20 protein-coding genes are annotated in these 24,211 nt (G+C 51.4%); 2 read left to right on the plus strand and 18 right to left on the minus strand.

The features are described from left to right. Positions 1–22: 22 nt before the first annotated feature. The 17 genes from ACQKPA_RS11675 to ACQKPA_RS11755 all read right to left on the minus strand — a co-directional run bounded on the left by ACQKPA_RS11675 (position 23) and on the right by ACQKPA_RS11755 (position 20,965). The gene (locus ACQKPA_RS11675; RefSeq protein WP_427492328.1) at positions 23–649 is read right to left on the minus strand and encodes a nitroreductase family protein; all 627 of its coding nucleotides are present in this window, start codon (positions 647–649) and stop codon (positions 23–25) included. Positions 650–671: 22 nt separating this feature from the next. Beyond that, positions 672–1,076: a DoxX family protein gene (locus ACQKPA_RS11680; protein ID WP_427492330.1), complete on the minus strand. Its 405-nt coding sequence runs from the start codon at positions 1,074–1,076 to the stop codon at positions 672–674. A gap of 292 nt (positions 1,077–1,368) precedes the next feature. Next, on the minus strand, positions 1,369–3,774 hold the full coding sequence (locus ACQKPA_RS11685) for a family 43 glycosylhydrolase (protein ID WP_427492332.1): 2,406 nt from the start codon (positions 3,772–3,774) through the stop codon (positions 1,369–1,371). 281 nt (positions 3,775–4,055) lie between these two features. Further along, positions 4,056–5,279, minus strand: coding sequence for a glycosyl hydrolase family 8 (locus tag ACQKPA_RS11690; RefSeq protein ID WP_427492334.1), 1,224 nt, complete (start codon positions 5,277–5,279; stop codon positions 4,056–4,058). 352 nt (positions 5,280–5,631) lie between these two features. After that, on the minus strand, positions 5,632–6,639 hold the full coding sequence (locus tag ACQKPA_RS11695) for a zinc-dependent alcohol dehydrogenase (protein ID WP_427492336.1): 1,008 nt from the start codon (positions 6,637–6,639) through the stop codon (positions 5,632–5,634). Positions 6,640–6,662: 23 nt separating this feature from the next. Next, positions 6,663–8,903, minus strand: a complete 2,241-nt coding sequence (locus ACQKPA_RS11700; RefSeq protein WP_427492338.1) for a helix-turn-helix domain-containing protein — start codon at positions 8,901–8,903, stop codon at positions 6,663–6,665. A 65-nt stretch (positions 8,904–8,968) separates the two neighbouring features. Then, positions 8,969–9,850 carry a carbohydrate ABC transporter permease gene (locus ACQKPA_RS11705; protein ID WP_009595681.1) on the minus strand — a complete coding sequence of 294 codons (882 nt, stop codon included), beginning with the start codon at positions 9,848–9,850 and terminating at the stop codon, positions 8,969–8,971. Continuing rightward, positions 9,844–10,809, minus strand: a complete 966-nt coding sequence (locus tag ACQKPA_RS11710) for an ABC transporter permease (RefSeq protein WP_427492340.1) — start codon at positions 10,807–10,809, stop codon at positions 9,844–9,846. Before ACQKPA_RS11710 ends, ACQKPA_RS11705 begins: the two co-directional genes overlap by 7 nt. 79 nt (positions 10,810–10,888) lie before the next feature. Further along, positions 10,889–12,496, minus strand: a complete 1,608-nt coding sequence (locus tag ACQKPA_RS11715; protein ID WP_194540661.1) for an extracellular solute-binding protein — start codon at positions 12,494–12,496, stop codon at positions 10,889–10,891. A 622-nt stretch (positions 12,497–13,118) separates the two neighbouring features. Then, complete coding sequence (sdaAA, locus tag ACQKPA_RS11720) at positions 13,119–14,051, minus strand: L-serine ammonia-lyase, iron-sulfur-dependent, subunit alpha (RefSeq protein ID WP_427492343.1); 933 nt, start codon at positions 14,049–14,051, stop codon at positions 13,119–13,121. Further along, entirely contained in the window at positions 14,048–14,731 is a 684-nt protein-coding gene (sdaAB, locus tag ACQKPA_RS11725) for an L-serine ammonia-lyase, iron-sulfur-dependent subunit beta (RefSeq protein ID WP_071222255.1), read from the minus strand. Before sdaAB ends, sdaAA begins: the two co-directional genes overlap by 4 nt. A 39-nt stretch (positions 14,732–14,770) precedes the next feature. Then, a complete protein-coding gene (locus ACQKPA_RS11730) occupies positions 14,771–15,853 on the minus strand; it encodes a dihydrodipicolinate synthase family protein (RefSeq protein ID WP_427492345.1) in 1,083 nt (360 codons plus the stop codon). Then, positions 15,853–16,869: an NAD-dependent epimerase/dehydratase family protein gene (locus ACQKPA_RS11735; RefSeq protein WP_427492348.1), complete on the minus strand. Its 1,017-nt coding sequence runs from the start codon at positions 16,867–16,869 to the stop codon at positions 15,853–15,855. The genes ACQKPA_RS11730 and ACQKPA_RS11735 overlap by 1 nt, the downstream gene beginning before the upstream one ends. A 206-nt stretch (positions 16,870–17,075) precedes the next feature. After that, positions 17,076–17,210 carry a hypothetical protein gene (locus ACQKPA_RS11740; RefSeq protein ID WP_427492350.1) on the minus strand — a complete coding sequence of 45 codons (135 nt, stop codon included), beginning with the start codon at positions 17,208–17,210 and terminating at the stop codon, positions 17,076–17,078. A gap of 131 nt (positions 17,211–17,341) precedes the next feature. Then, complete coding sequence (locus ACQKPA_RS11745; RefSeq protein ID WP_427492352.1) at positions 17,342–18,436, minus strand: DUF4349 domain-containing protein; 1,095 nt, start codon at positions 18,434–18,436, stop codon at positions 17,342–17,344. A gap of 442 nt (positions 18,437–18,878) precedes the next feature. Next, positions 18,879–20,210, minus strand: a complete 1,332-nt coding sequence (locus tag ACQKPA_RS11750; protein WP_427492354.1) for a hypothetical protein — start codon at positions 20,208–20,210, stop codon at positions 18,879–18,881. Between the two features lie 302 nt (positions 20,211–20,512). Then, entirely contained in the window at positions 20,513–20,965 is a 453-nt protein-coding gene (locus ACQKPA_RS11755) for an SRPBCC family protein (protein WP_427492356.1), read from the minus strand. A 223-nt stretch (positions 20,966–21,188) separates the two neighbouring features. Between ACQKPA_RS11755 and ACQKPA_RS11760 the strand changes: the two genes are divergently transcribed. Beyond that, positions 21,189–21,989, plus strand: coding sequence for an AraC family transcriptional regulator (locus ACQKPA_RS11760; RefSeq protein WP_427492358.1), 801 nt, complete (start codon positions 21,189–21,191; stop codon positions 21,987–21,989). A gap of 17 nt (positions 21,990–22,006) precedes the next feature. Further along, positions 22,007–22,465 carry a tRNA (N6-threonylcarbamoyladenosine(37)-N6)-methyltransferase TrmO gene (tsaA, locus tag ACQKPA_RS11765; protein WP_427492360.1) on the plus strand — a complete coding sequence of 153 codons (459 nt, stop codon included), beginning with the start codon at positions 22,007–22,009 and terminating at the stop codon, positions 22,463–22,465. Positions 22,466–22,575: 110 nt separating this feature from the next. Here the strand turns inward: tsaA and ACQKPA_RS11770 are convergent, their stop codons facing one another. Beyond that, positions 22,576–24,192, minus strand: coding sequence for a Na/Pi cotransporter family protein (locus ACQKPA_RS11770; RefSeq protein WP_220686757.1), 1,617 nt, complete (start codon positions 24,190–24,192; stop codon positions 22,576–22,578). Between the last annotated feature and the right edge of the window lie 19 nt (positions 24,193–24,211).

A 24,211-nucleotide genomic window follows, 5' to 3' on the forward strand; every position in this document is an offset into this window, starting at 1 on the left:
TCCTTCTCATATTATGCATCATTTAAAATTGATTATAGCTTACAAACTCCAATACCGGCTTGCGATAGCCCCGGGGACGCGGCTTTCTTGCATCCTCCTTGCCGATCGCGATCAGCATGGCAGGCACATAAGAATCCGGAATGTTCAGTTCCTTCTGCAGGGCATCGGGATCAAATCCGATCATCGGGCAGGTATCCCATCCCTTGTCCTTGGCCACCATCATCAATAACATCGCCGATAGGCTGGCATTCCGAATGGCTTCATCCCTCTTAAAGGTTTCTCCACCCGCTTCATAAAAGTTCGTGACGGATTCAACCGTCATGTCATATTCAAGCTTGTCGATCACGCCCAAATTCAGAAAGCCCTCGTTCATTCTTCCGATATCTTCGTAGGCCTGCTTATTCCCCAGTACCACGATGACGGCCGATCCAGTGAGTATCTTATGCTGCTTGTTGGCGGCATCGTAAACCTTGTGCTTGATATCGGGATCCTTAATCACCACATAATGCGTGTGCTGTAAATTAAAAGCCGAAGGAGCATATTTAACTTCATTAAATATATCATTCAAATCCTGATCCGGGATTTCGATCCCTTCCATAAACAGATTAGCTGATCTCCGGCTCTTAATTAATGTTGTCAGATCACTCATATCCGCACGCCCCCATCATCGATTAGTTAAAGATTACCGCATCCAGTGAATATGCGCCTGCACCCGTGAGTGCCAGTGCAACTGCGACTGCGATCAACAGCAAATTATACTCGTACCCATTCGCTGTAGACCAATACCCGTTTCGGCCATGCACCTTCACGATTGCGCCCAGCATCGTCAGCGCGATCAGCGCTGCGCCGAGCACCGTGAGAAATCCGGCCGCAAACAACAGCCCGCCAACCAGCTCCATCAGTCCTGACAACACCGCAATCGTGACACCAGGCTTAATGCCAACCGATTCCATCCAGCCGCCGGTCCCTTTCGGCCCGTAACCGCCAAACCATCCAAACAGCTTCTGTGCGCCGTGCGCCATGAACGACAAGCCAACCACCAAACGAAGCAACAACAATCCAATATCTATAGCCATTTTATTCGCCTCCATTATAATTTTCATAATTTATAGAAATCCATCGACACCGTTCATCGATATCTTAATTTAAAGATATATACATATAGAATGATTAACCTGCTTCATCTTCTTCGCTAACGTTTAAACACTTTAAACTTACCCCTTTCAATCAACTAACTTTTATATAGTTGCTTAACTTAATATTAAGATATATGAAATACATCCTCCTGTCAACCGTTATTTTAAACGCCAATACAAAAAGCGTGCAGACGGTAGTCTGCACGCATAACTCATGATACATCGTGTAAAGTCATTCCGCCAGCTTCTTGATTTCGCTGTCGGTTAGCGCCACGTTGTAAATCCGCACCTCATCCAAGCTCCCGTTAAAATAAGGGTCGGCCACAAACCGGCTTTTACCTAAGTAAGCTTCCGTTGCCAGCAGTTCATTCGGATTCAGCTTCATATGATCACCGGATGCTACGACTTGACCGTTCATGTACAGCTTACCGGCATCCCCTTGCAGCGTGACCGCAACGTGCGTCCATTCATTGCTCGGCAGTGGTGCCTTTGACAGGAGGCTCTGATCTCCCATGCTGCCATGAAGCGTGAATTGAAGAACGCCCGAATGCTGGGATGGTGTCAGAAACATATGCCTGGCAAGTCCGTTCCCTACGTCGAGCACTCTCTGCCACGGTGCTCCACCCTTCCAATATACCCAAGCAGCAAAGGTAAAGTCCTCTGTATCCGCAACCCGATTCGGCAGTTCAATATAGCCGTCCGAGCCGTTAAAGTCCATTCCGCCTCCCTGCCGGCTCTTCTCATTCCACTGGACTCCTCCAAGGACCTTGCCATGAAATCCATTATCCGAGTTGTCTAATACCGAGCCACCCTCATTCTCACTGAATGGGTAATTCAGCAGCAGCGGCCCTGCTGACTGTTGCAACACTGTCACGTCAAAGGTCTTGGAAGTCTTCGCTTTGCCTTTTGTAATCTGAGCGGTCAGCGTAACCTTCGCGTCCCCGGCCCCGGCAGCAGGACGATGGACCTTACCTTCCGCTGATACGACCTGGGAATGAGAGGAACTCCAGCGAATAACCGCACCGCCGGAAGCCTCTGACGGCAGATCAAGATCGTAGAAAACCCCGCTCACATCCCCGAGGGACAGGTCCTTCTGCACGGCATCCACGAGTTCCTTGTCGCTTCGATCAAGCTGACGTGCGCCCCACACAGCGGTGCCATCGGCCGAGAGAGCCGTGAAGGTCATCGCCTGCCGCTTCGCTTCCGGGTCCCACTGCAGAGTCAGTACGCCTTTATAACTCTTTCCATCCAGAGCAAGCAACACATCCCGCTTGCCGCTGATCTTCCATGTCCCGGATGCACCGCCCGTCACTTTACCGTTCTTATGAAGCTCAATCGGCATCGATTCTTTTATGACGGACGAAATATCTTTCCCGTGTTGAATCAGCTTGTAGTCTCCGGCTGCATCATTTGGCGTAATTTTCTTGGATTCATTGGCTGCCTCACCCGCATAGCGGTATGGAGCCGATACCGGCCAGCCGTCCTGGTTCATATACAATTCATGCACCCGGATTTCATGCTCTTCCCCCCGCTGGGGAAAGCGGCTGTGAAAGATAAGGAATGTTCTTCCGCTCTGTTCATCATAATAGACGGAGTTATGGCCCGGCGATACGGCCCCGGTGCCGATCCCCGTTCCCGGATCGCCGATCAAGCGCTTGAACAAGTAGTTCCCCATCAGTTTCACGCCGTACGGCTCAATCGATCGGTCATCAAAGATCGGAAGGGAAGGATCGGCCTTCACCTCTCTCATATCGTTGCCCTCCGCATCGTAGAAAGGACCATCCGGATTTTTGGAACGGACGACCCGCATATTGTAGCCGCCAACCGCATCCAATCCCCCGTAGGACAGATACAGGTAGTAATAGTCCGTGGTCGGGTTGTAGAGCATGTACGGCCCTTCAATCCGGCTGTGATTGCCGCCGAGCAGCTTCTTGCCGTATCCCTGCCCAGGCAGCGGTTTTCCGGTCTTAGGATCCAGCTCCATTATAAAAATCCCGCCGGAATAGGAGCCGTATACCATCCACAGCTTGCCGTTCTTATCAAAGAACACATCCGGATCCACCACATTCGGGTGCTTCGTAGCATCATAGACGGTTCCATCCTCACTAATCTCGTCCCACATGCCGGATTTCAGAATGATGCCGGTGTCCTTATACGGGCCTTCGATCTGATCGGCTACAGCGATGCCCATAGCCGAGCGGGGGGAATCCCCTTTGCAAGCATTATAGTACATATAGAATTTGCCGTCGGCAAGCTGAATCACATCGGCTGCCCACAGGGTATCGCTCTGCGCCCATTCCAGCGTTTCTTTCAATTCCTCCGTCACGTTCGGAATCAGCGGGTTGCCATTCGAGACCCCCGACGCTACCATGTCCCAACTCATCAGATCCTTCGATTTGGCGGCAGCCAGATGAGAACCGAACACATAGTAGGTATCCCCTGTCTTGATGACGGACGGATCGTGGACGGATGCCTCTCGGAATACAGGCGCTTTCTCCCCCTTCTTCACCTGCGCCGCCTGCGCGTATACCTCCGGACTGCTCGCTGCAGGCCCTTGGCCTGCAGCGCCTAAACCTCCCACCATTAAAACTGCGGCTATCCCTGCCGCAGCCGTCTTACTCAGCATGCTCTTGTGCATATGATTCTCCCTTCGTTCCCGACTCGTTTTTTTGTAAACCCTTTCATAAATAAAAAATCAAGATGTACGTTTCGGTAAATTCGTTGCTATTTAATTTAGATTAATATAAAACATTTTATATTTGATAAGATATTAACACTGCTCGGCATGAAATTTCAATGCAATTTCTTATTATTTATTGCTACAAATCAATTATTGGTAGGAAAGACCTAACAAAACCCTGATCCAATGCGGATCAGGGTTTTGTTTTATATTTATATAAAATTAAAGGGCGTTATGCATTAATATGTCCACCAGTTACCCGACATGACGATCATCGAGAACAGCTTGATGCTTTCCTCATAATACCCCTCGGCGGATGCATTCGCCGTGTAACTCCATACCGAATTCAGCCAGCTCTGGTGGCTGGACGAAGTCATCGCACTTACGCCAAAAGGAGCATAGAACGCCCCACTGTTATAAGTCACCAGCGCGGTGCCGTTCAGGTTATACCCTGCCTTAATATTGGCAGGATTGCTGCCTGTGGCTGATTTAATGAACGAGTTCATCTTGTTCAATTGATTCAGCGCGCGCGTATCGCCGGTCATCAGATAGTCGGTCGTAATCCGCCAAGGGGTCCGGGACGAATTATAATAGTATTTCCCATCATTCGCCCCCTCCAGGAATCCCTCTTCCGCAGGCTGATAATTGCTGCCCGACATGACTACGAAATCCGGGAGCAAGCCGGTATTGGAGCTGTAGCTGTTATAGATGGAGTTGATGATCGTATAGGTTTTGTTAATGACGTTATCCCAGCGGGCATCGCCGGTAGCCGCACGGAATGCCTTCATATGGTTCAGCATGAAATCCGATGGCCGCGTGGCGGTGTCGAAGATGCCGCTTGTTGCCCAATCGCCTAAGCGCAGCGTCCACTGCGATTGATTAACGTCATTGCTCATGATGGCATTGATAATATCCTTTGCTGCCTGGAGGTAATTGATTGCCCCGCTGCTTCCCCACTGCTTGTCCGCAAGCAGGAGTGCGTAGGCAATGTCCATATCGCCGTCCGTTGCCGAATTGGCTCCCCCTATGTTCTGAAAGCTGCTGTTCTGCTTCCAAGCCATCAGATACGGATTGTTATTACTCGGATGCGCTTTATAATAGCGATAAAGTCCGTCGAAATACGACTGGGCATTACTATCGTATCCCGCCATCAGAACGGTGAAGAGCATCCCGTAGCCATGAGCCTCGGACACCGTCTCGCCCGCCGAATTGTATTTTACGTAATATTGCCCTGTCGCTGCAGGCTTCAGGAAAGACCCTTTCCAGCTGTTCCATTTGTTCTTGACCGCATTGTCCATTGCTGACTGCGTCACATTGTTCGGTTTAATCGAACCGCTCGTATACGACGTATGCTGGGGAAACGGCTTGTTGGCCGCCAGAGACAATCCGGCTGGCAAGATCAGTAGAACAGCGCAGAACAACACAGCAGACTTACGGATGATCGAATTTCGGAATACTTTCATCACGCTTCGCTCCTTTGTTTTTCGAATTGGAAAGCCATTACCACTACAGCCTGGTAAACCGGTTTCGAATCAACCACCACCCTTCCAATAATCGATGGAAACGAGGAACGCTGCCTATATGTATAAATACCAAGAAGATTAGATATGTAACTGCCTCCATATAACACGAGATATTATTCATATCTACTACTACTATAATAGAATTTGTATATTATTGTAAATTAATATGTTTGACGGATTGGATTCCGGGGGCATGCAAAAAGCCGCCTTTCTGCAGCGCCATCACTGCTCGGAAAGACAGCTATCGTGTTTCCTCTTCTCATTCCTGTGCCGGGAATCCGATTCCTGGAATTCAAGCGTTGTCTGCGTAGTTAAATATCGTCCCCAGCGTCGTTGATCCGGGGCCATACCGCTCATAAGCCTTGTCCGCTTCATCCACAGGGACCACATGCGAGATCAGCGGTTTAACCGATATTCTCCCTTCCGCCAACAGACGAATATACTCGGCGATGTTGCGGCCTTCCGTCCAGCGCACAAAGCCGATCGGGTAATCCGTATTGTTGAGTTCATAGCTTGAGTCGTACCGGCCCGGACCGCCTGCTCGCGATATGAGCACCTGCGCCTCCTTGCCAAACATCCGGTCCCGGGCGTAAGTCATGGACAAATCGCCGACAATGACGATTTTTCCCTTATCCCGAATCCATGACATCGAAGAGTTGATGAGTTCCTCCCCGGGACCGCTTGCGCACAGAATGACGCTGTCGGCTCCATGTCCGCCCGTCATAACCTGAATCTGCTCCTCAAGCTGCTCCCGGTTATCATAAGCATAGGCAATATGCTGCTTCATCTCCTGCACCCGCTCCGGATTCAGGTCAAATCCCGCAACCGGGCAAGCCGCCGCGTGCGCGATCTGGGCAATGATCTGCCCCAGGATGCCAAGTCCGACCACCACGGCCGATTCGCCAAAGCGCAGATCCGCCACCCGCAGGGCATGGATCGCAATCGCTCCCAGTCCCGCAAAAGCCGCTTCCTGCGGATCCACGCCATCCGGAACCATCGCTGTTAGGTTGGAAGGCACCGTGAGCCACTGAGCATGGCGCACGTAAGGAGCCCCATAACAGGCCACCCGTTGACCAACGGTTAGCCCCTGCACGCCTTCCCCCATGTCTTCGACAATTCCAACAGCGCTATAACCCATAATGACCTTTTGATCCGATGCTCTTCGTATAAAAATCATCTCCGTGCCCGGGCTGACCGCCGAGTATTCGGTACGAATCCGCACATGGCCTGCCGGCAATTCAGCCGGCTTCTCGATTTGATCAACAATCACTTTTCCATGAATCGTGGCAACAGCCTTCAATATGAACCCTCCTGCTCCACCTCTTATTTTCCTGATGCTTTCCGATATTCGCTTGGCGATACGCCGCTATACTTCTTAAACGTTGTCGTAAATGTGGAAGAGTTCGAATACCCCGTTTTCTCTCCGATTTCAGCAATACTGAGATCCGTGTTCCGGAGATATTCACGTGCGTGCGATAATCGAACCTTGTTCAAATATTCCACATAATTGACGCCGAATGTCTTCTTGAAATAATTCGAGAAATATTTCGAGCTGGTATCCAGCACTTCAGCCATATGGTCCAAATACAGATTCTCCATATAATGAAGTTCGATATATTGGGAGATGAAGGCGGGATTCAGCTTGCTCCGCGGATCATGGTTCCGCGTATTGGCCACCACGCGCATCACTTCCATCAGCGCCTTCTGAATCTCTTCATAGGTGTAGGCTTGATCGACCTTGCGGATGAAATCACTCTCCAGCTGAAACAGCTCATTGCGATCAACGGACGGCGAGTCCGCCTGCTTCATGACGAGAAAGAACATGCTCTTCGCAATGTGCACCATCTGATGATGATGGATGTGAAGGTCCGCATTCTGCTGAACAATGTCACTTACGATCTGGAGTCCTTCGTCCACCTTGCCGCTCAGCATGCAGTTGCTCAGCTTCTCAATCTTCTGAAGCGGATAATAAATATCCGGAACGTAACGGATTTGCTCCGTATCGACTATATCCGTGTCTGCATTCACATTCCGGTATAACCGGCCATCCTTAATGTTCCGGTATGCCTCGCAGCAGTTGCTGATCTTGGACTCATATGTCCGGCTAACGCAGCCCCACACCGTGAACATATCCGTATACTCCTGGTTGCACAGGCGGATATAGTCTTCAAATTTCCGTACCAGCTGCTTGCGGTCCGACGGCTGATCCAAACCGATAAGCGCGAGGAATCTCAGTTCTTCCACATGATAAACCACCACATGTTCGTAGCGTTCCTGCAGGCTGCTTCGAATCTGGGCCGTCAAATCCTCCAGGACAAAATCCGCCTGGGCCGCTCCCTTGCCGGCAGGCTGCAAATTTACGGCTGCCATCATGAAATGCCGGCACTGGAAAAAATGCGTGTAATGCTTCTGCATCTGCATTTCCTGCTCGCGCGAATGGTGATGGCCATCCAACGTTTGCAGAAACACGCCGCGGCGAATATCCTCATCCACCAGGTCCATCTGCTTCTTTAGGGATTCATTCTCCCGTTGGACCTTGATGATGCCGCTCTGGATTTTCACGAAATCATTCCCTTTCAGAGAACTACCTCCGAGCAGCTGTACAATGTTCTTCACCGGCCGGTACAGATAAATGCTGAGCAGCACCGACAAAATGACGTTTAACGCAATCGCGCCGTACATAATCCACGTATTGGCATTCGTGACGGAATCGATATTTTGAAACTTGTACGGCAATTTATTGATATATATAAAACCGTTATAGTCCGATTTGTAGAAATTGTACTCAAAATCGTCGTGCGTGAGGGAAGCTTCCTGGGACGGGTTAAAGTATACGTCGTTCAGAATGCCTACCAAATCCAGATCCTTCTCGGTGCTCAAGATGACGTTCCGGTTCGCATCCAGCACGATGAGCGAGGCTCCCGGAATCATCGAATTCAAATCGATCCCTTTTAGCAGCCGGTTCACGTTGATCAGGACCATGAGGTTTTTGTTCGACATCCTGACCTTGTTGCCGTCCACGGCTATCATCAAATTACGGCCATATCCGCTGCTCTGATCCGCATAAACCTCTGCCGGAAAAATGGTAAGCTCGTGCTCCGATCGGGTAAACGTCTTCCAGAACATCGAGTTGAACTTCTGGGACTTGTACCGCCTGTCAAACAAGGCGTCGAGATTGCTGGTTCCGCGCGTCGTAATGGCCAAATCATGATTGTCGAACGAGATGACCACATCCTCCACGATGTCGACGTTGGACACAATGCTGGAGACGCTGTCCTGCAAGGAAATGACTTTCTCCATGTCCAGCATGCCGTTCTCCATCAGCATCCGATCTGAAGGAAGCGCATGGATATTAAAAATCAGGTTGTTTACGGAGGAGAAACTGGTATCAAACGACTGAATGATATTTCTGATCACCATCCGGTTGTTCTCGCTCACCTTGTCGTAAATTCCGGTAATGGAATTCTTGTACACAATGTAATTGAATATGAACATGATGCCGACGACCAGTTGCAGAGCGAAGAAAATCTGGAGCAAACCTCTGTTGGCGATCAATCGATTCATACGGATTCACCTCTCTTGGATGTCATCCCTTCATATTCAACATGAAAGCCCCCGGCACCTCCCCGTTATCCCTTCTCGGAACCAAGCATGACCCCTTTGGCAAAATACTTCTGGGCAAACGGATAGATCAGCAGCACCGGAATCATCGACAGTACGATGGTTGCATTCTTCATCGCTTGCGGAGCGAGCGCCGACGCATCCACCAGACTCGGGTTGCTGCCGTTCTCGCTGAAAATCAGCATATCCCTAAGCACGACCTGGAGCGGATACATATTCGCATCGTTCAGATAAATAAGCGGGATAAAGAAGCTGTTCCAATGGCCCATGAAGTAAAACAATCCGATCGAGGCCAGCGCCGGTTTAGACAGCGGAAGCACGATCTGGAACAGAATGCGGTACTCGGAAGCGCCGTCAACAACGGCTGCCTCGCGCAGAGATTCCGACATGTTCTCGTAGAAGCTTTTAAGGATTAACAGCTCAAAGGTCCAAATCGCATTCGGAAGCACGAGCGCCCATACGCTGTCCAGCAGGCCAAGCTCCGATACGATCAGGTAGTTCGGAATGATCCCCGGATTCAGGAACATCGTCATGATGATTGCCAGCAGAAAGAACTTACGCCCGAAAAAGTTTTTGCGTGCGAGCGGATAAGCCGCTACAGCCGTAAGCAGCAGGTTAATGGCCGTACCGAGCGCGGTATAAAAAATCGTGTTCAGGTAGGCGCGCGGCACCCGGTCATCATTCAGCACCTGGGCATAGGCATCCAGATTAAATCCCTTGGGAAACAAGGTGATATTCCCTTGCACCACTTCGGAAGTCGCACTGAGGGAAACAGCGGTGATATACACGACAGGGTACACGGTAATGATGGCAAGACACGTCAGAATCAACGTATTGATGATGCCAAACAACGAGATATTCCGAAGGCTGAAGCGTTTGTTGTTTACCATAATCCGCTACCTCCCAGCCGCTTGCTGAAGTAGTTGGAGGACAGCAGCAATATCATGGCGACAACGGCTTCGAACAAGCCCACGGCTGCCCCATAGCTATAGTTGCTCTCCAGGAGCCCTTTCCGGTAGACATAAGTCGAGAATACGTCCGCCACCTCGTAGGTCATCGGGTTATAAAGCAGCAGTACCTTCTCGTATCCGATCCGGAGCATCGATCCCGTCTTCAAGACAAACATGATAATAATCGTTGGAAGAATGGCGGGAATCGTAATTCTGAAGATCATGTGGCGCCTTTTGGCACCATCCACCTTGGCCGCTTCATAGAGCGACGGGCTGATCCCTGCGATTGCAGCCATATAGATAATGGCCTCATAACCGACGGTTGCCCAGATATCCGAGGAAACATAGATGGTTCTAAACCAGCTCGGTTCTATGAGAAAGTACGTCTTCTCAAAGCCTAGCGCGGCGATAAGCTGGTTAATGATTCCCTGATTGGGCGATAGGAAGTCGATGATCATGCTGCTGATAATGACGACCGACAGGAACGAAGGCAGATAGCTGAGTGTTTGAACCGACTTTTTGAACCATTTGACTCTGACCTCGTTTAAGAGAATCGCCAGAATGATGGGAAAAGGAAATCCGAAAATCAGATTATATACACCGAGAAGCAGCGTGTTCTTGAACAACAGCCAGAAATCCGGACTGTTGAAAAATTTCTCAAAATGCTTGAACCCCACCCAGTCGCTCTCCAGGATGCCGGTGAATACGCTGTAGTCCTTAAAGGCAATGATTAAGCCGTACAGGGGCCCATATCGGAAAATAATATAAAACAACAGGCACGGGATAAACAAAATCAACAGCTGTCTGTCCCGCTTCATATGCTGAAAGGCCGAAACCATTCTTCTTCCAAGCCCGCCGCGGGGAGTGGCGAGATTCGTCTCTGTCCCTGCACTTGACATGGTGTTCCCTCCTTAAGATGATGAGCAGCACCCGAGCGTGGTACCCGGATGCCGCCATCACTCCTATTTCCTCTGCAGATTAATTCGTGGCTTCATCCAATCTCTTCTGGGCTGCGTTGAAAATATCGACGAGCTGCTTGGCTCCCTGCTTCTCAGCCTGGACCTGCCATTGCTGCCACTCGGCATCGCCGTAGTTTTTGTTCAGAATGTATTTTGCGTTAAATTCATCCGCCAATTTCTTCAGCGAGGTTTGGATTTCCGCAATCGTTGCGGTTTCGTCATCCGTAAAGTTCACAACCGGATCCAGCGGCTCGAATTTATTGCCGTTCAGCAGCTTATCCTGAGCCTCCTGCTCCTTCTCCGTGTAGTTGAAGTACACGCTGCGCTTATCGGAATTGACATACAGACCTTGCAGCCACAGACCATAACGGTCCTCCAGCACGCTGATATCCACCAGCGGCACGTCGGTCAGCTCCGGATAGACGGCTTTATCGCCTTCCATCTTGAACGTCTCGCCCTCCACGCCCATCGTTACCAGCGTTGCGCCGGACGGGCTCGTCAGGTAGTCGAGCAGCTTCAGGGCAGCTTCCTTGTTGTCGTTGTTTGCTACCGCGATGCTGAAGCCGTTCGTGATGCTCTCGATCGTCTTGCCGTTGCCGGTCGGTCCAACCGGATTTCCGTATCTCAGATCATAGTTCGGGTTTTGATCCTTCACCTGGTTGTAGAACAGGTCCAAACGTCCAATCCAGTCATAGGTCACAAAAGATTTATTGCCTGACGTCATTTTCGCCGTCCAGGAATCATCGGTGTCCGTCATGAATTCCGGATCAAGGAGTCCCTCGTTGTACAGCTTCTTCATGAAATCGAGCATTTCTTTGTGCTCTGGCTGTATAGTAGCGTATTTCCACACCTTGGCCGTCTCGTCGTAATACGTCGGATAGTTGGCTCCGCCGATTCCCCAGCCGAAGGCCCAGTCGCGGAAAATGTGCTCCTTCGTCTTGGAGGCGTAAGGATAGGAATCCGGATAGGCTTCCTTCAACTTCTTCAGAGCCTGGTAAAACTCATCGGTATTCGTCCATTCCTTGATGCCCAGCTCATCGAAAATATCTTTGCGGTACAGGAAGCCGTGGTTGACATCACGGTTAATGTTCGCAACCGGCCAGGTATAGATGTTGCCGGATTCGTCTCCGAAGGACGGAATGACCCACGGGTTCTCGTCCACATACATTTTTTTGAAGTTCGGCAGCATGTCGAGATATTCGTTAATGGCAACAACCGCTTTCTGTTTGCCGATCTTCTTCAGCTCCGGAGGCGTCAGCCCATGGATAATGTCCGGGAGCTTGCCAGATGCAACGGTTACTTTCAGTTTGTCTTGAAACGTAGCCGAAGAATAAGCTTGGAAATTCACTTTGATTCCGGTTCGCTTCTCGATTTCCTTGGCAAGCAGGGAATCGTTCAGGTTGGTTTTCTCGCTGACGACCATCCAATTGATCGTTGTCGGTTTATCGACCAATGGAAGCGCGAGGCCTCCTGTATCTCCATATTGATCGGGATCTGCCGGTGCCGTTGGAGGTGCTGTGTCTCCGTCCGTTTCGGGAGCTGCCTCTTTATCTCCTCCGCTGCATGCGGCCAGGATCGAAATGATTAATGTGAATACGAGTGCCATGCGAAACCACTTTTTTGTCATGTTCGTTCCTCCTCTTAATCCATCATTTGAATGCGGCTGACTGAATCTTTGCAATCGCTACTCTACCCCCGTCATTTCCTCTCATCTGTGTATGTTTGCTTACTCATCCGGTCCGTGCTGCAAATGCAAGACGCTTCCTATCACTCCTCCTTGTTGGCGAAGATCCCTGGCTGAGCGCAGGGAATATTCTAAAATCATTCGGGCAGCCAATGCCGATCCTCGGTACGGATTTTTCTACCCATCCACATCATAAAAACGCTTCCATGATTCGTAAAGAAGCGTATTTCTGCGAGATGGTGTTTTTTCTCGATCAGGCCGATAAAAAGCCGCAAACCCGCATAATATCAAGCTTTTCAGGCAGGTGGAAAATGCTAAAGCGGTAGAAATAGATAAAAAAACCTCTGTCGAGGCCAATTCATGGACGAGCGACCGCGATTCAAAGGTTGGTTTTTTTGCGATATAGAATTTCATCAGCGTAGCAAGATAACTTATAAATTCTATATCTAAAAAAAATGAGAGATTTCATAACGAAATCCCTCACGGAGCATGTTAAATTCCTTCTCTTCTTCATCGTACTTAGAGAAGCCGACGCCTTAGGCGTTATAAGAAAATGGGTGTGAATTCAATCACTCGTTTCGTCTTTCTTGGCTTTGCCACCCTTTTCCCGTAATTTCTTGCCTTCCTTGCCATACAGATCCTTCAGGATTTTCTTGCCTGTCGGCGTCTGCGCAAGTCCCCCCTTGGCCGTTTCCCTGTGCTTGGACGGCATGGCCGTGCCGACTTCCAGCATCACGTCAATCACTTCATCCGATGGAATGACACTGCGTACGCCGGCAAGCGCCATATCCGATGCCGCCAGCGCGGTCACGGCGCCGAAGCCGTTGCGCACGATGCAAGGAATCTCGACCAGTCCGCCAACCGGGTCGCAGATGAGCCCTAAGGAATTTTTCAGTGCAAGTCCAACGGCATGAACCGCTTGCTCCGGCGTACCGCCCCGCAGCTCTGTCAGAGCGCCTGCCGCCATGCCGATGGCTGAGCCCACTTCGGCTTGACAGCCGCCCTCCGCACCGGAAATAAACGAATTGTTGGCGATAACGTAGCCGATCGCGCCTGCGCTGAACAGCCCCATCACCAGATGCTCGTCTTCCCAGCCGAAGCGCTCCTGCGTGCTGACGAATACGCCGGGGATAATGCCGCAGGAGCCTGCTGTCGGCGTAGCCACGATGCGCCCCATGGAGGCATTCACTTCGGACACGGACAGGGCGTAGGCCAGTGCCGTGCAAGCGTCGGTACCGAGCGCAGGCACCCCGCTGCTCATATATTGATGGACGCGCACGGCATCCCCGCCGGTCAGCCCGCTTTTGGAAGGAACGGGTTCATGGATTCCCCGATGCACCGCTTCCTTCATGATGCCGTAATAATCGGCCATTTGTTTAAACGTCTCTTCCTTGCTCTTGCCGGTTTCCTTGATCTGCTCATTCAGCATCAGCTGGCCGATCGTAACCTGGTCCTCCCGGCAGCATGCGATGATCTGCTCCAGCGTAGAAAACTTCATGACTGCGCCTCCTCTACTGTCAAATCCGCAACGACGACGCGGTGTACGCTCGGCAGCCCTTCGATATGCTTCATCAACTCAGCCGGGACCGCTTCATCCGACTCCACCACCGTCATGGCATCACCGCCTCTTCCCTTGCGGTCCACGTCCATATAGGCAATGTTGACGCCGCCGGCCTCCAGGAGCCGGGTGATATGCGCGACCATGCCCGGCGTATCGTCATGAAAGACCAGCAGCACCGGATAATTCATCGTAAACTTGACGTCGAAACCGTTCACGCGCAGCATTTCTACACTGCCTCCGCCAATGGAAGCGCCTGCAATGACATCGGTATGATCGCCGTCCGTCAGCCTCAGCTCCACGGTATTCGGGTGAAAGGCCACATTCTGTGCCGTTTTGAAATTAAGTTCGATGCCTGCCGCCTCCGCAAGCTCGATCGAATTCCGGATACGCATATCATCCGTGGCAAAATCGAGCAATCCGCCTACGACAGCCAGATCGGTGCCGTGGCCGCGGTAGGTTTCAGCAAAAGAACCGTAGAACACAATTTCCGCTTGATCGGGGAATGCTCCAAATATGCGCCGCGCAGCCCTTCCGATCCGCACGGCCCCAGCGGTATGAGAGCTCGACGGCCCCACCATACTGGGCCCAATAATAGAAAACACATCTTTAAATCGCATGCGCGATTCCCCACTTTCAACTATTCTGCCCTCATTGTATCAGTCCGCCAGCCAACTTTCCAAGTGCTCTTGAATAAATTCGTCATCGTTCAAATGCGGATAATCGCGGTAGACTCTGTCTATCTCTTCAGATTGTCCGGGAGACAGCGTTTCATGCGGATTCAGGCACCATGTGCCTTGCAGCAGCCCCTGCCTGCGGAGCACCTCATGGATACCCGGAATACAGCCTGCAAACTGATGGGCTGGATCAAAAAAGGCTGCATTGGAGTCGGTAATCTCCACATTGCGTGTCAGCCACTCCTTCGCGAATCGCTCCTGTGTGCGCGCCTGCTTGATCTCTTCCAGCAGCTCTACCGCTTTCTTGGTCCAGACTGCCCAATGACCGAGCAGACCGCCGACGATAGGCTTGGTGACCAGCGTCCCGTCCACCTGGAATTGATACGTCGTCAGCAAATCATTGACAATGTTATCATCGTTCCCCGTATAGAGCGCAATGTCATCTTTGCGGCTCGAATAACAGACGGCCCGAACGACGTCAATCGTCTGGTAGCGGTTGAAGGGAGCCATCTTGATCGCCACGATATTCGGAATTTCAGCGAAGGCGCGCCAAAAGTCGAAGGAGAAGATGTTGCCGCCAACCGACGGCTGAAGATAGAAACCGATCACCGGCATCCTCCGCGCAATTTCCTCCGTGCGCCTTAGAATGTCTTCTTCGCTCCAGCCGCTTAAACCACCCATGCTGAGGAGGACGGCGTCATAGCCGAGCTTGCGAGCGATCTCCGTTTCCTCAACAGCCTGCTCCGTGGGGCCGCAGACGCCGGCCACCATAATGAACGGTCGATCAAGCTCCGCCTTGCGAACCTCTTCTGCCGCAAGTCGCAGCACAGGTTCATACAAGTCGATGCCTTTGTCGCGAATCTCGAATTGGGTCGAATGAACGCCGACGGCAACACCGCCCGCACCGGATGCCGCATAATAGCGCGTTAATGCCCGCTGGCGTCGTTCGTCCAGCTTCCGATTCTCATCCAAAGCAAGCGGGTGAGCCGGTATAACGAGCCCTTCATACAGGGCTTTAAGCTTCTCGGAGGCCAAACGTTGAGTTGCGGGAACCTGTCCGCTCATTAGAATTTCCCCTTTCTCTCTTGGAAGTGAGTCGGCTTATTCCAGCTCTCGCCGCCGGATTGCACCCATGCTGCGGTCCAGTCCAGCATCTGCAGCAGAGACACCTTCGGATAACCGAACAGCTGGTGGGATTTCGCCGCATTGTTCAGAAGCGCGGTCTCGGATTCCGTACCCGTAAAGGTCACTTCCTTGCCTATCCGTGCCGCCAATTCCTGTGCCGCCCAGCGGATCGACATCGTCTCCGGTCCGGTAATGTTGATGATTTCCGGAGGCGCGCTGCAATGCAGGAGCGAACGGAGCGCCATCTCGTTGGCATCCCCTTGCCATATAATATTCGCATGCCCCATTGCCAGGTGAATCGGCCGGTCCTCGTGAATCGATCTGGCCAGCTCATGCAGAACGCCGTACCGCATGTCGATGGCATAATTCAAGCGGTAGATCGCCATCGGCGTACCATTCTGGTGGGAGAAATATTCAAACACGCGTTCTCTGCCGAGACAAGACTGCGCATACTCTCCAACCGGCTCCGGCGCTACCGATTCGTTGACTCCGCCGCTGCCCACCGGCGAGAACGGATACACATTTCCTGACGAGAACACCACCATGCGGGATTGCTTGAATTTCTCGGCCACCCGGCCCGGCAAGTACGAGTTCATCGCCCAAGTAAAATATTCACGGCCGGTCGTGCCGAATTTATTGCCCGCCATGTAGATCACGTTAGGAGCCTCGGGCAGCTGCTGCAGTTCCCCATCGTTCAGCAGGTCGCATGAAATCGTCTGAACGCCCGCCTCCTCCAGCTCGCGCCTAGCCTCTTGGTTCGAGAACCGGGATACGCCGATGATCCGTTTGCCGCCCCCGCCTTCTCGAACGGCGTTGGCCGCCAGCCTTGCAAGGCTGGGACCCATTTTTCCGCCGACACCCAGCACAAGAATATCCCCCTCTAAAGATGCCAGATCGGCAACAAGCTGTGCTGAAGGCTCCGCCAGTTTCGCTTCTAATTCTGCAACGGTTAACATGAACAATCTCCTCCTCCGATTGATGATTCTTCTTCATCATACGGCCCCAATTAATATAAAGACAAATCTTTAAATCGTCTTTAAATAGGCGGTGATGTCCATCATACTCGGCGTGTTTGCTTCCCGGAAAACGGGTGGTGCTGCCCCCGACCTTGACGGACGAGCTGCAACAATCTTCATAAAAGCATTAAAAAAGCCCCCTGGTCTCAGGGAGCAAACGAAACGTTCAGCACGATGTGTCGAAGCACAAGGAAGGCAATGATAAAGGAGCCTGCAAGCCCCAGCATCGTGAAGATGACGATTTTTTCAAACCGAGTAAATTTGACCTTCGTTTTATTCATCACGATCACCTCGACTTCCATTATAGTACAAATATGATGCTCTATTCCAGAAACATAAATCCGAAGATTTGCCTTGGCCTTCCTCTGGATTTTATGTGCGTTTTTTGATGCATCCGGGTCTGCTCCTGCCGTTATTCGTCTTTCATTCGTTTTTCCTCGTCCTTTTGGTCTTCCGGATGCCCTTGCTCAGATGCCGGCCCGTTATTGAACAGCTTTCGTTTACGGGCTGCGTCCTCCCGTTTCCGCTGCCCCGATTTTCGCGCCAGCCATAGGATGATTAGAACGATGGCCGCGATGACCAATACGGGAAGCGAGCCGGAAAGGATGACGATAATCCATTGGACGATGATGGTGATCACGTCGATGCTGCCCTGAAAAGCTTCGGAAACCCGCTGCCCGAGCGGCGCCTGAATGGCGGACGGTTTGGGATCATCCTTTTTTTGGGGCGTCTCGTAAAGCCTGATTTCCACCGTGGAATAAGACACGTTTTGGTCAATGTAACGCATCCGGCCTTTCATCTGCTCGATTTCCGATTGAATGCGCTCCAGCTCGTTGGCAAAAGCGACAAGGTCAGTCGTTTTGGTCGCTTTTTTCATGAAGGCAACGTACTGCTCCTCCATGATTTGCTTGGCCTTGAGCCTGGATTCCAAATCGACGTATTCCTCGGTTACGTCCTGCCCTTCGATGCTTCGCTGCAGGTTTTCATGTGTAATGTTCTCCAAACGGTCTATAAAGGAGGAGAAACCGTTTGCAGGAACTTTCACAATAAACGTGCCGCCTTTTTCGCTGCTGGACTGGGTTTCGCTGAAATTAACAATATAACCGCCGGAAAGCGTCACTGTGTTCCGGACTTCCGACTGCGCTTTTCCATAGTCCTGAATCTCCATCACGATATTCGCTTTGTACATCAGCTTTTGGTTGAGACCGCTTGACACATCCTGTGAGTTAAAGCCTGCGCTGGAAGTCTGGGGAGGCGATGGCATATTCGGAAGCTCGGCATCCACCGATGCCGGCTCCTCGGCGCTGCTATTGCTCTTAACCGCCGTTTCGCTTTCGGCTTTCGCCGCACCTCCATCTGTTTGGTTTGAGGCTTGATCCGCCGATGTTACTTGCTTTTCGACGGGCGCTGCACCCCCGGCACTTTTGTCTTGAGTACCCGAAGAGCAGCCGCCGACCAGCAATACGATAAGCATCAACGCAGCAATCCATGAACCCCGCTTTCTCATACTTTAACCCCCTTAAAGATGGATAATCCCCGTTTTATCTACTAACGGTTCCATCATCTGGAAGGTTGCAAGCACGCTAAAGAAATTTATCAAAGCAGGGCCTTCTGCTTGAATTTGGTGCTCATCGACCTCCGAAATAGCCTTAAATGACACGAAAGTATACTTTTACTGGATAAACAGTGTCCATGAACCAATCGCATTTAACATAGCCCCGTTGATCCCCACTTCTAAGCTCCAAGAACGATGACCGCCGCACCACTTTCCTTAATAAAAGCGTGGTGGCCCCCGTCACTTTATATCCCCGCGTCGATGGAGCCTGGACCGTATTCGCCATGTCGATATGGCACCGCCGCGCCTTTTCCGTTCACAAAAAAGCACATGAAAAGCGCCTCCTCCGTCGCATAACAGAAGAGGCGCCCGTTCCCAAAGTCATTTCACAACGCTATTCCAGAAAGGTGAATCTGAATATCTGCCTCGGTCTCCCCCTCGGCACCTTCTCGATTCCGGCAATCTCGACCAAGTCGTTGTCGGTCCACAGTTGGAGCAGCCGATGTGCACTGCGGACGGTAATGTCCAGCAGATGAGCGAGCTCATGGACCTTGTATTCATATTTACCCGAACGGGCACGCTGGTTCAGCAGCTTGCTCAAGTAGGCGCTCGTCATCCCGGCGTCCTCCGCCCGTTTGATCAGCCCTGCATCCGTAAAGGACAACACCTCCTGAACAGGGTCGGCCATCTCCAGCGGTCCGATCAGTGTGCCATCCTCACGCACGATAAAGCAGGCGTTGCCGCCCACCTCCTTGGATTTCCGCATCGCGATTCGCGCATTGGTTCCCGCCATGCTGGCCGACTGGCCAAAACCCATGCCGATGCTGAGCGAAATACCATAGGTTTTGTTCACGTCTTTGGCCAAGGGGATCGTTTTATAACCGCCAGTTTCCCGTTCAAAGATGCCGCGCGTCGTGAAGAACAAATACTCGTCCCCGCCCAGATGGGTTAGATAGCCGTCCAGCGATTCCACATAATCGAGCACCATCCGGTGAATATCCAGCTTCAGCTTCTGCACCTCATGCTCATTATTCCGTCTTAACGCCTGGGCTCCAAAATCGTCTATATTAATCATCCCGACCACGATCTGGCCTTCCCTGCTACGGCGGGATGCCGTAGACAGCAAAGCCCGCTCCAGTGATACCACGATATCCTGATCGGAAGGCAGCAGCCACTCATTAGGGACCCCGTGCCTCGTCAACTCATGGGCCACCGCTTCCACGCCCGTGAACGCAACGGAGCATTCGCCGGATTCATATTGTAGACGGTGAAAAGCAATCAGGTCCTCCTTCGGGGCATAAGCCGGTCCATCGTAAATGGCGGCCTGTACGGCCGGGATACCCAGATCCCTTATCGTCCGGACCACCATCGTCTCGGTTAAAGTATCGACCGATATGCCGCCAGCCAGTCTTCCCCGCTGCCCGGCGTGGAACAACGCTTTGTATAAACCCGCGTCCGTGACAGGGACATAATGCACTGGGATCGAGACCTGTCCAAGCTCCTTCACCTTGCGCTGGGTCAGCGGATCCGAGAGGAACAACACCTCAACCTCGCCTCCGATCCGCTCAGCCAGTGCCGGCGCTTCGCCATCATCCTGAAAAACAAGCGGCACGGGGTCAAAAGAAGGAAAGGTTTCAATGACCTTCATGATTTTATCAACGATCGTCTGGGTTCCGATAATACCGATACGAATTTGCTGGACAGGGAGTTGCCTCCGCTCCGTCATATTTCCTTCACTCCCATCTTTCCCATTGCCGGGAAGCCGCTTTTAGGCAAGCCGGCATGGATACCTAAATCATACCCGCTATCGGAAATTTGGCAAGTGAAAATGGCCAGCGAGATTCATTGCTTTTCGGTTCCAACCCTGCTGCCTGCCTGTATAAACCCCCGCAAAAAAAGAGCCATTACGGCTCTTTAATCGACTTTCTTTCCTGGATATATAGCGAGTCCATGCGTCATGCGTACGGTACACGGTCTCGGCCGGATGCTTGAATGCTGTCGGCCATATGCCGATTATTCACAATGTGGCTACCAGCCCAAATCCAGGGTCTTTCCCGTCTCCGCATAGGTCTTCAGAATGCTCATGACCATCCACCAGCTGTCCGCTGCCTTGGCGCGGGACGGATGACCCGGCGTGTATTGATCATTGACAAGCGTCAGCTTGGTACAATTCCCCACCGGCTCGAGAGTGAACGTAATCCGGGACTCCAGCTCCTCATGATTTGCATAATATGACGGCCCCGGATGCTCGGACAGACTCAGTGTCTTCTGCGGCTCATAAGCCAGAATATTCCCGTAGACATGAACTGTCTCCTCCCCGTCATTCCCCGGACCCACATAAGCATAAGGTTCCCCGACTTCAAATGAAGATCTCAGTTCGCTCCCGAAAAAGGTGGCCCGCGTACCCTCCGGCGAAATTAAGACATCCCATACCTTCTCCGGCGAAGCACCGATATAAAACTCATATTGCAACGGCTCCATGCAGCTTCCCCCTACCCTCTATAAAATGCGCAGGAAGACCGACTTGTCCTCCTGTGATATGATGATGTTATCAAGCAGCTGTGATCCAAGTATTGTAAAAATGCGACAGACTGCAACCTATGGAATCACTTCAAATCACTTCAAGCAAAAGTCCCGTATGGGGCCAGTGATCAGTGGTCTATTGATCCAGGCCTGTTACGGATTATTGGAGGTGTTTATGCCCATGATTCAGCATCCTCATCAGTCCAGCCTTGGCATTTTGAACATGAAAAGAGCCGGAGAGAAGTTCCAGCTCCTGCGAGTCCCCCCATCCAGCGACCTTTCCTATTTCATCAAGCATTACTGGATCATTCATTGGGATTTAACCGGTCAGGAGCCTCATCTGCAGGATGTTGTTCCTAATCCTTGCGCAAACTTGGTCGTTCAGCCTCATCGAACCGCTTTTTATGGCGTATCCAGCACCAGGCATTCCCACCATCTGGAGGGGAGGGGCCAAGTATTCGGAATCAAGTTCAGACCTGGCGGATTCTATCCGTTCGTAAACGCGTCCATGGACCGTCTGACGGATTCCTCCATAGGGACCATGGAGATTCTCCGAGTCGACCCCCATACGCTGGAGCAGCAGCTATTGACCGCAGAGGAACCGGAGCAAAAAGTTAGGTACATGGAGGAGCTTATTCGCCGCGTTCTCCCCGAAGAAGACGAGCAGATCGAACGGATTCATACCATCATCGATCAAATTCATCACAACCGGGACATCATCCGAGTCGAGCAGGTTAGCGAATGGTTCCAGATGAGCCCAAGATCACTTCAGCGCCTGTTCAAGCAGTACGTCGGGGTAAGCCCTAAATGGGTGATTCGCCTGTACCGGCTGCAAAATGCCGCCGAGATGCTTGAAGGCCTTGATCAACAGGATGTACTGCAATTGGCCATGGACATGGGCTATTACGACCAGTCGCATTTTATCCGGGATTTTAAAGCGGTGATCGGTAAAACGCCGGAAGTTTATATGAAGGAACGATAACTGAAGGAGGTTAACGCATGTATACCATACAGGCGATCGGAACGGTCCATAACGAAAGAAAGGCGGTTCAGGATGATTACTGGGGGGATGTCATCTCGGAGATCAAGCTGGGCGAAGAGTGGGATGAAAGCTCCCTGGATGGGATAGAAACGTTCAGCCACCTTGAAGTCATCTATGTATTCCATCTCGTCCAGGACGACAGCATCCAGTACGTAGCGAGACATCCGCGGAATAATCCGAGCTTTCCCAAGGTCGGTATCTTTTCCCAACGGGGCAAGAACCGCCCCAACAAGCTAGGAGCCACCATGGTGGAGTTGGTAAGCAGAGAGGGCAGGTCCGTTTTCGTAAAAGCGCTGGATGCCATAGACGGGACTCCCGTCGTTGATATCAAACCTGTCATGGAGGAGTTTTTGCCGAAGACGCAGACCAAGCAGCCCGAATGGGCTACGGACATCATGTCCCGTTACTGGGAATAAGCTTTGCACACTTCCCCTAAAGAAAAACAGCGCTGCCGCGCCCGGTCTTTTGAGTTTCAAAGGACCGGCACGGCCAGCGCTGTTTTTATTGAATACATCTCTGTTTAAGTCTACTCCTCGTGCATGACGAATTGAGCAATATTCTTACTGTGGTCTCCGACACGTTCCAAGTTGCTCAGAATATCCAGATAGACCGCTCCAGAGTTCCCTGTGCACAGATTCTGGTTCAACCGCTGGATATGACTCTTGCGGAACCTAACTTCCATCTCGTCTAATTGCCGCTCATAGTCCAGCACCTCTTGAGCCGCGGCCACGTCATTATGCTCTAACGCAGTCAGCGCCCGTTCCACCGCCTTGTCGGCTAAGGACAACATTTCCTTCAGCTCCCGCCCGGCTTCCTCTGAGAACTCAACCTTTTTATTAATGCTGAATTCGGAGAGCTCCACGATATTTTCCGCGTGATCGCCGATCCGCTCAATATCGTTCACCAATTGGAACCAACCGGAGGCTTTTTCGGACTCCCCTTCCGGTAATCCGTTCTGCTGCTGGATTTTCACCATATAATCCGTAATTTTCCGATTCAATTCGTTGATAAGCTCTTCCTTCTGCAGGGCGAGTTCCCCCACCCGGGGTTCCCTGCTGAAAAAGAAAGCAGACGCATCATTGAGCGTCTCTCGGGCATATTGCCCCATGCGCAGAATTTCATGCTGGGCTTGTCCAAAAGCGACAGCCGGTGTGGCCAGTAAACGCTCATCCAGATAAATCGCCTTAAATTCAATTTCCTGCATTTTGCCGGGAATGATCTTGGTTACGATCCATGCCAGAGTCGGAATTAGAGGCAGGAAGATCAGGGCATTGGTCGTATTGAAGATGCCGTGAGCGTACGCGATTTGCATCCGAATATTAACGCCCTCACCCAGCCACGCCACCAGAGAATGGACGGGAATCAGCAGAATCATGAAGATAATGGCACCGATGACGTTAAAGATGACGTGCACCAAGGCTGTTCGCTTTGCGGCGACTGTTGCGCCAATCGAAGCAAGCACTGCCGTAATGGTGGTCCCGATGTTATCGCCAAACAGGATCGGTAGCGATCCTTGCAGGCTGATCATGCCTTCGTCTGCAATCGTCTGCAATATACCGATTGTCGCGCTTGAGCTTTGCACAATCACTGTGAACAAAGTACCAACAATAAGAGCCAGGATCGGTTGGTCCTTTAGCTGGATCATAAAATCCGTGAAGGCAGGAAGCTGACTAAGCGGCTTCACCCCACTGCCCATAGTCGACAACCCTAGGAACAGGGTACCAAAGCCAAAAATCACTTGGCCAATATATTGAAATCTTTTCTTGTTAAAGAAAAATAAAAAGAACGCTCCTACCGCAATAATGGGCAGTGCATATTCTTCAATTTTGATCCCCACGATAAATGCAGTCATGGTTGTGCCAATGTTGGCGCCCATAATAACGCCTATGGCTTGTCGAAGTGTCATCAGTCCCGCATTGACCAGTCCGATCGCCATCACGGTCGTTCCTGATGAGGATTGAATCAGAATCGTGACACCGACACCGACCAGCACGCCCAGCACCGGGTTAGACGTGTATTTCTCCAACAACCCGCGCATTTTGTCTCCTGCTGACTTCTGCAGTCCGTCCGACATGTACTTGATGCCGAACAGAAAAATGCCCAAGCCGCCTACAAACTTAAATAGGATATCCTGCCAATCCAAGAAAAAAATCCTCCTTTAG

Source organism: Paenibacillus sp. NPDC093718, assembly GCF_050279985.1.
GTDB lineage: Bacteria > Bacillota > Bacilli > Paenibacillales > Paenibacillaceae > Paenibacillus_AQ.

Coding starts and splice junctions, on each gene's coding strand:
- ACQKPA_RS11675 (WP_427492328.1), bottom strand. CDS start 649: ATGAGTGATCTGACAACATTAATTAAGAGCCGGAGATCAGCTAATCTG.
- ACQKPA_RS11680 (WP_427492330.1), bottom strand. CDS start 1,076: ATGGCTATAGATATTGGATTGTTGTTGCTTCGTTTGGTGGTTGGCTTG.
- ACQKPA_RS11685 (WP_427492332.1), bottom strand. CDS start 3,774: ATGCACAAGAGCATGCTGAGTAAGACGGCTGCGGCAGGGATAGCCGCA.
- ACQKPA_RS11690 (WP_427492334.1), bottom strand. CDS start 5,279: ATGAAAGTATTCCGAAATTCGATCATCCGTAAGTCTGCTGTGTTGTTC.
- ACQKPA_RS11700 (WP_427492338.1), bottom strand. CDS start 8,903: ATGAATCGATTGATCGCCAACAGAGGTTTGCTCCAGATTTTCTTCGCT.
- ACQKPA_RS11705 (WP_009595681.1), bottom strand. CDS start 9,850: ATGGTAAACAACAAACGCTTCAGCCTTCGGAATATCTCGTTGTTTGGC.
- ACQKPA_RS11710 (WP_427492340.1), bottom strand. CDS start 10,809: ATGTCAAGTGCAGGGACAGAGACGAATCTCGCCACTCCCCGCGGCGGG.
- ACQKPA_RS11715 (WP_194540661.1), bottom strand. CDS start 12,496: ATGACAAAAAAGTGGTTTCGCATGGCACTCGTATTCACATTAATCATT.
- sdaAA (WP_427492343.1), bottom strand. CDS start 14,051: ATGAAGTTTTCTACGCTGGAGCAGATCATCGCATGCTGCCGGGAGGAC.
- sdaAB (WP_071222255.1), bottom strand. CDS start 14,731: ATGCGATTTAAAGATGTGTTTTCTATTATTGGGCCCAGTATGGTGGGG.
- ACQKPA_RS11730 (WP_427492345.1), bottom strand. CDS start 15,853: ATGAGCGGACAGGTTCCCGCAACTCAACGTTTGGCCTCCGAGAAGCTT.
- ACQKPA_RS11735 (WP_427492348.1), bottom strand. CDS start 16,869: ATGTTAACCGTTGCAGAATTAGAAGCGAAACTGGCGGAGCCTTCAGCA.
- ACQKPA_RS11740 (WP_427492350.1), bottom strand. CDS start 17,210: ATGAATAAAACGAAGGTCAAATTTACTCGGTTTGAAAAAATCGTCATC.
- ACQKPA_RS11745 (WP_427492352.1), bottom strand. CDS start 18,436: ATGAGAAAGCGGGGTTCATGGATTGCTGCGTTGATGCTTATCGTATTG.
- ACQKPA_RS11750 (WP_427492354.1), bottom strand. CDS start 20,210: ATGACGGAGCGGAGGCAACTCCCTGTCCAGCAAATTCGTATCGGTATT.
- ACQKPA_RS11755 (WP_427492356.1), bottom strand. CDS start 20,965: ATGGAGCCGTTGCAATATGAGTTTTATATCGGTGCTTCGCCGGAGAAG.
- ACQKPA_RS11760 (WP_427492358.1), top strand. CDS start 21,189: ATGATTCAGCATCCTCATCAGTCCAGCCTTGGCATTTTGAACATGAAA.
- tsaA (WP_427492360.1), top strand. CDS start 22,007: ATGTATACCATACAGGCGATCGGAACGGTCCATAACGAAAGAAAGGCG.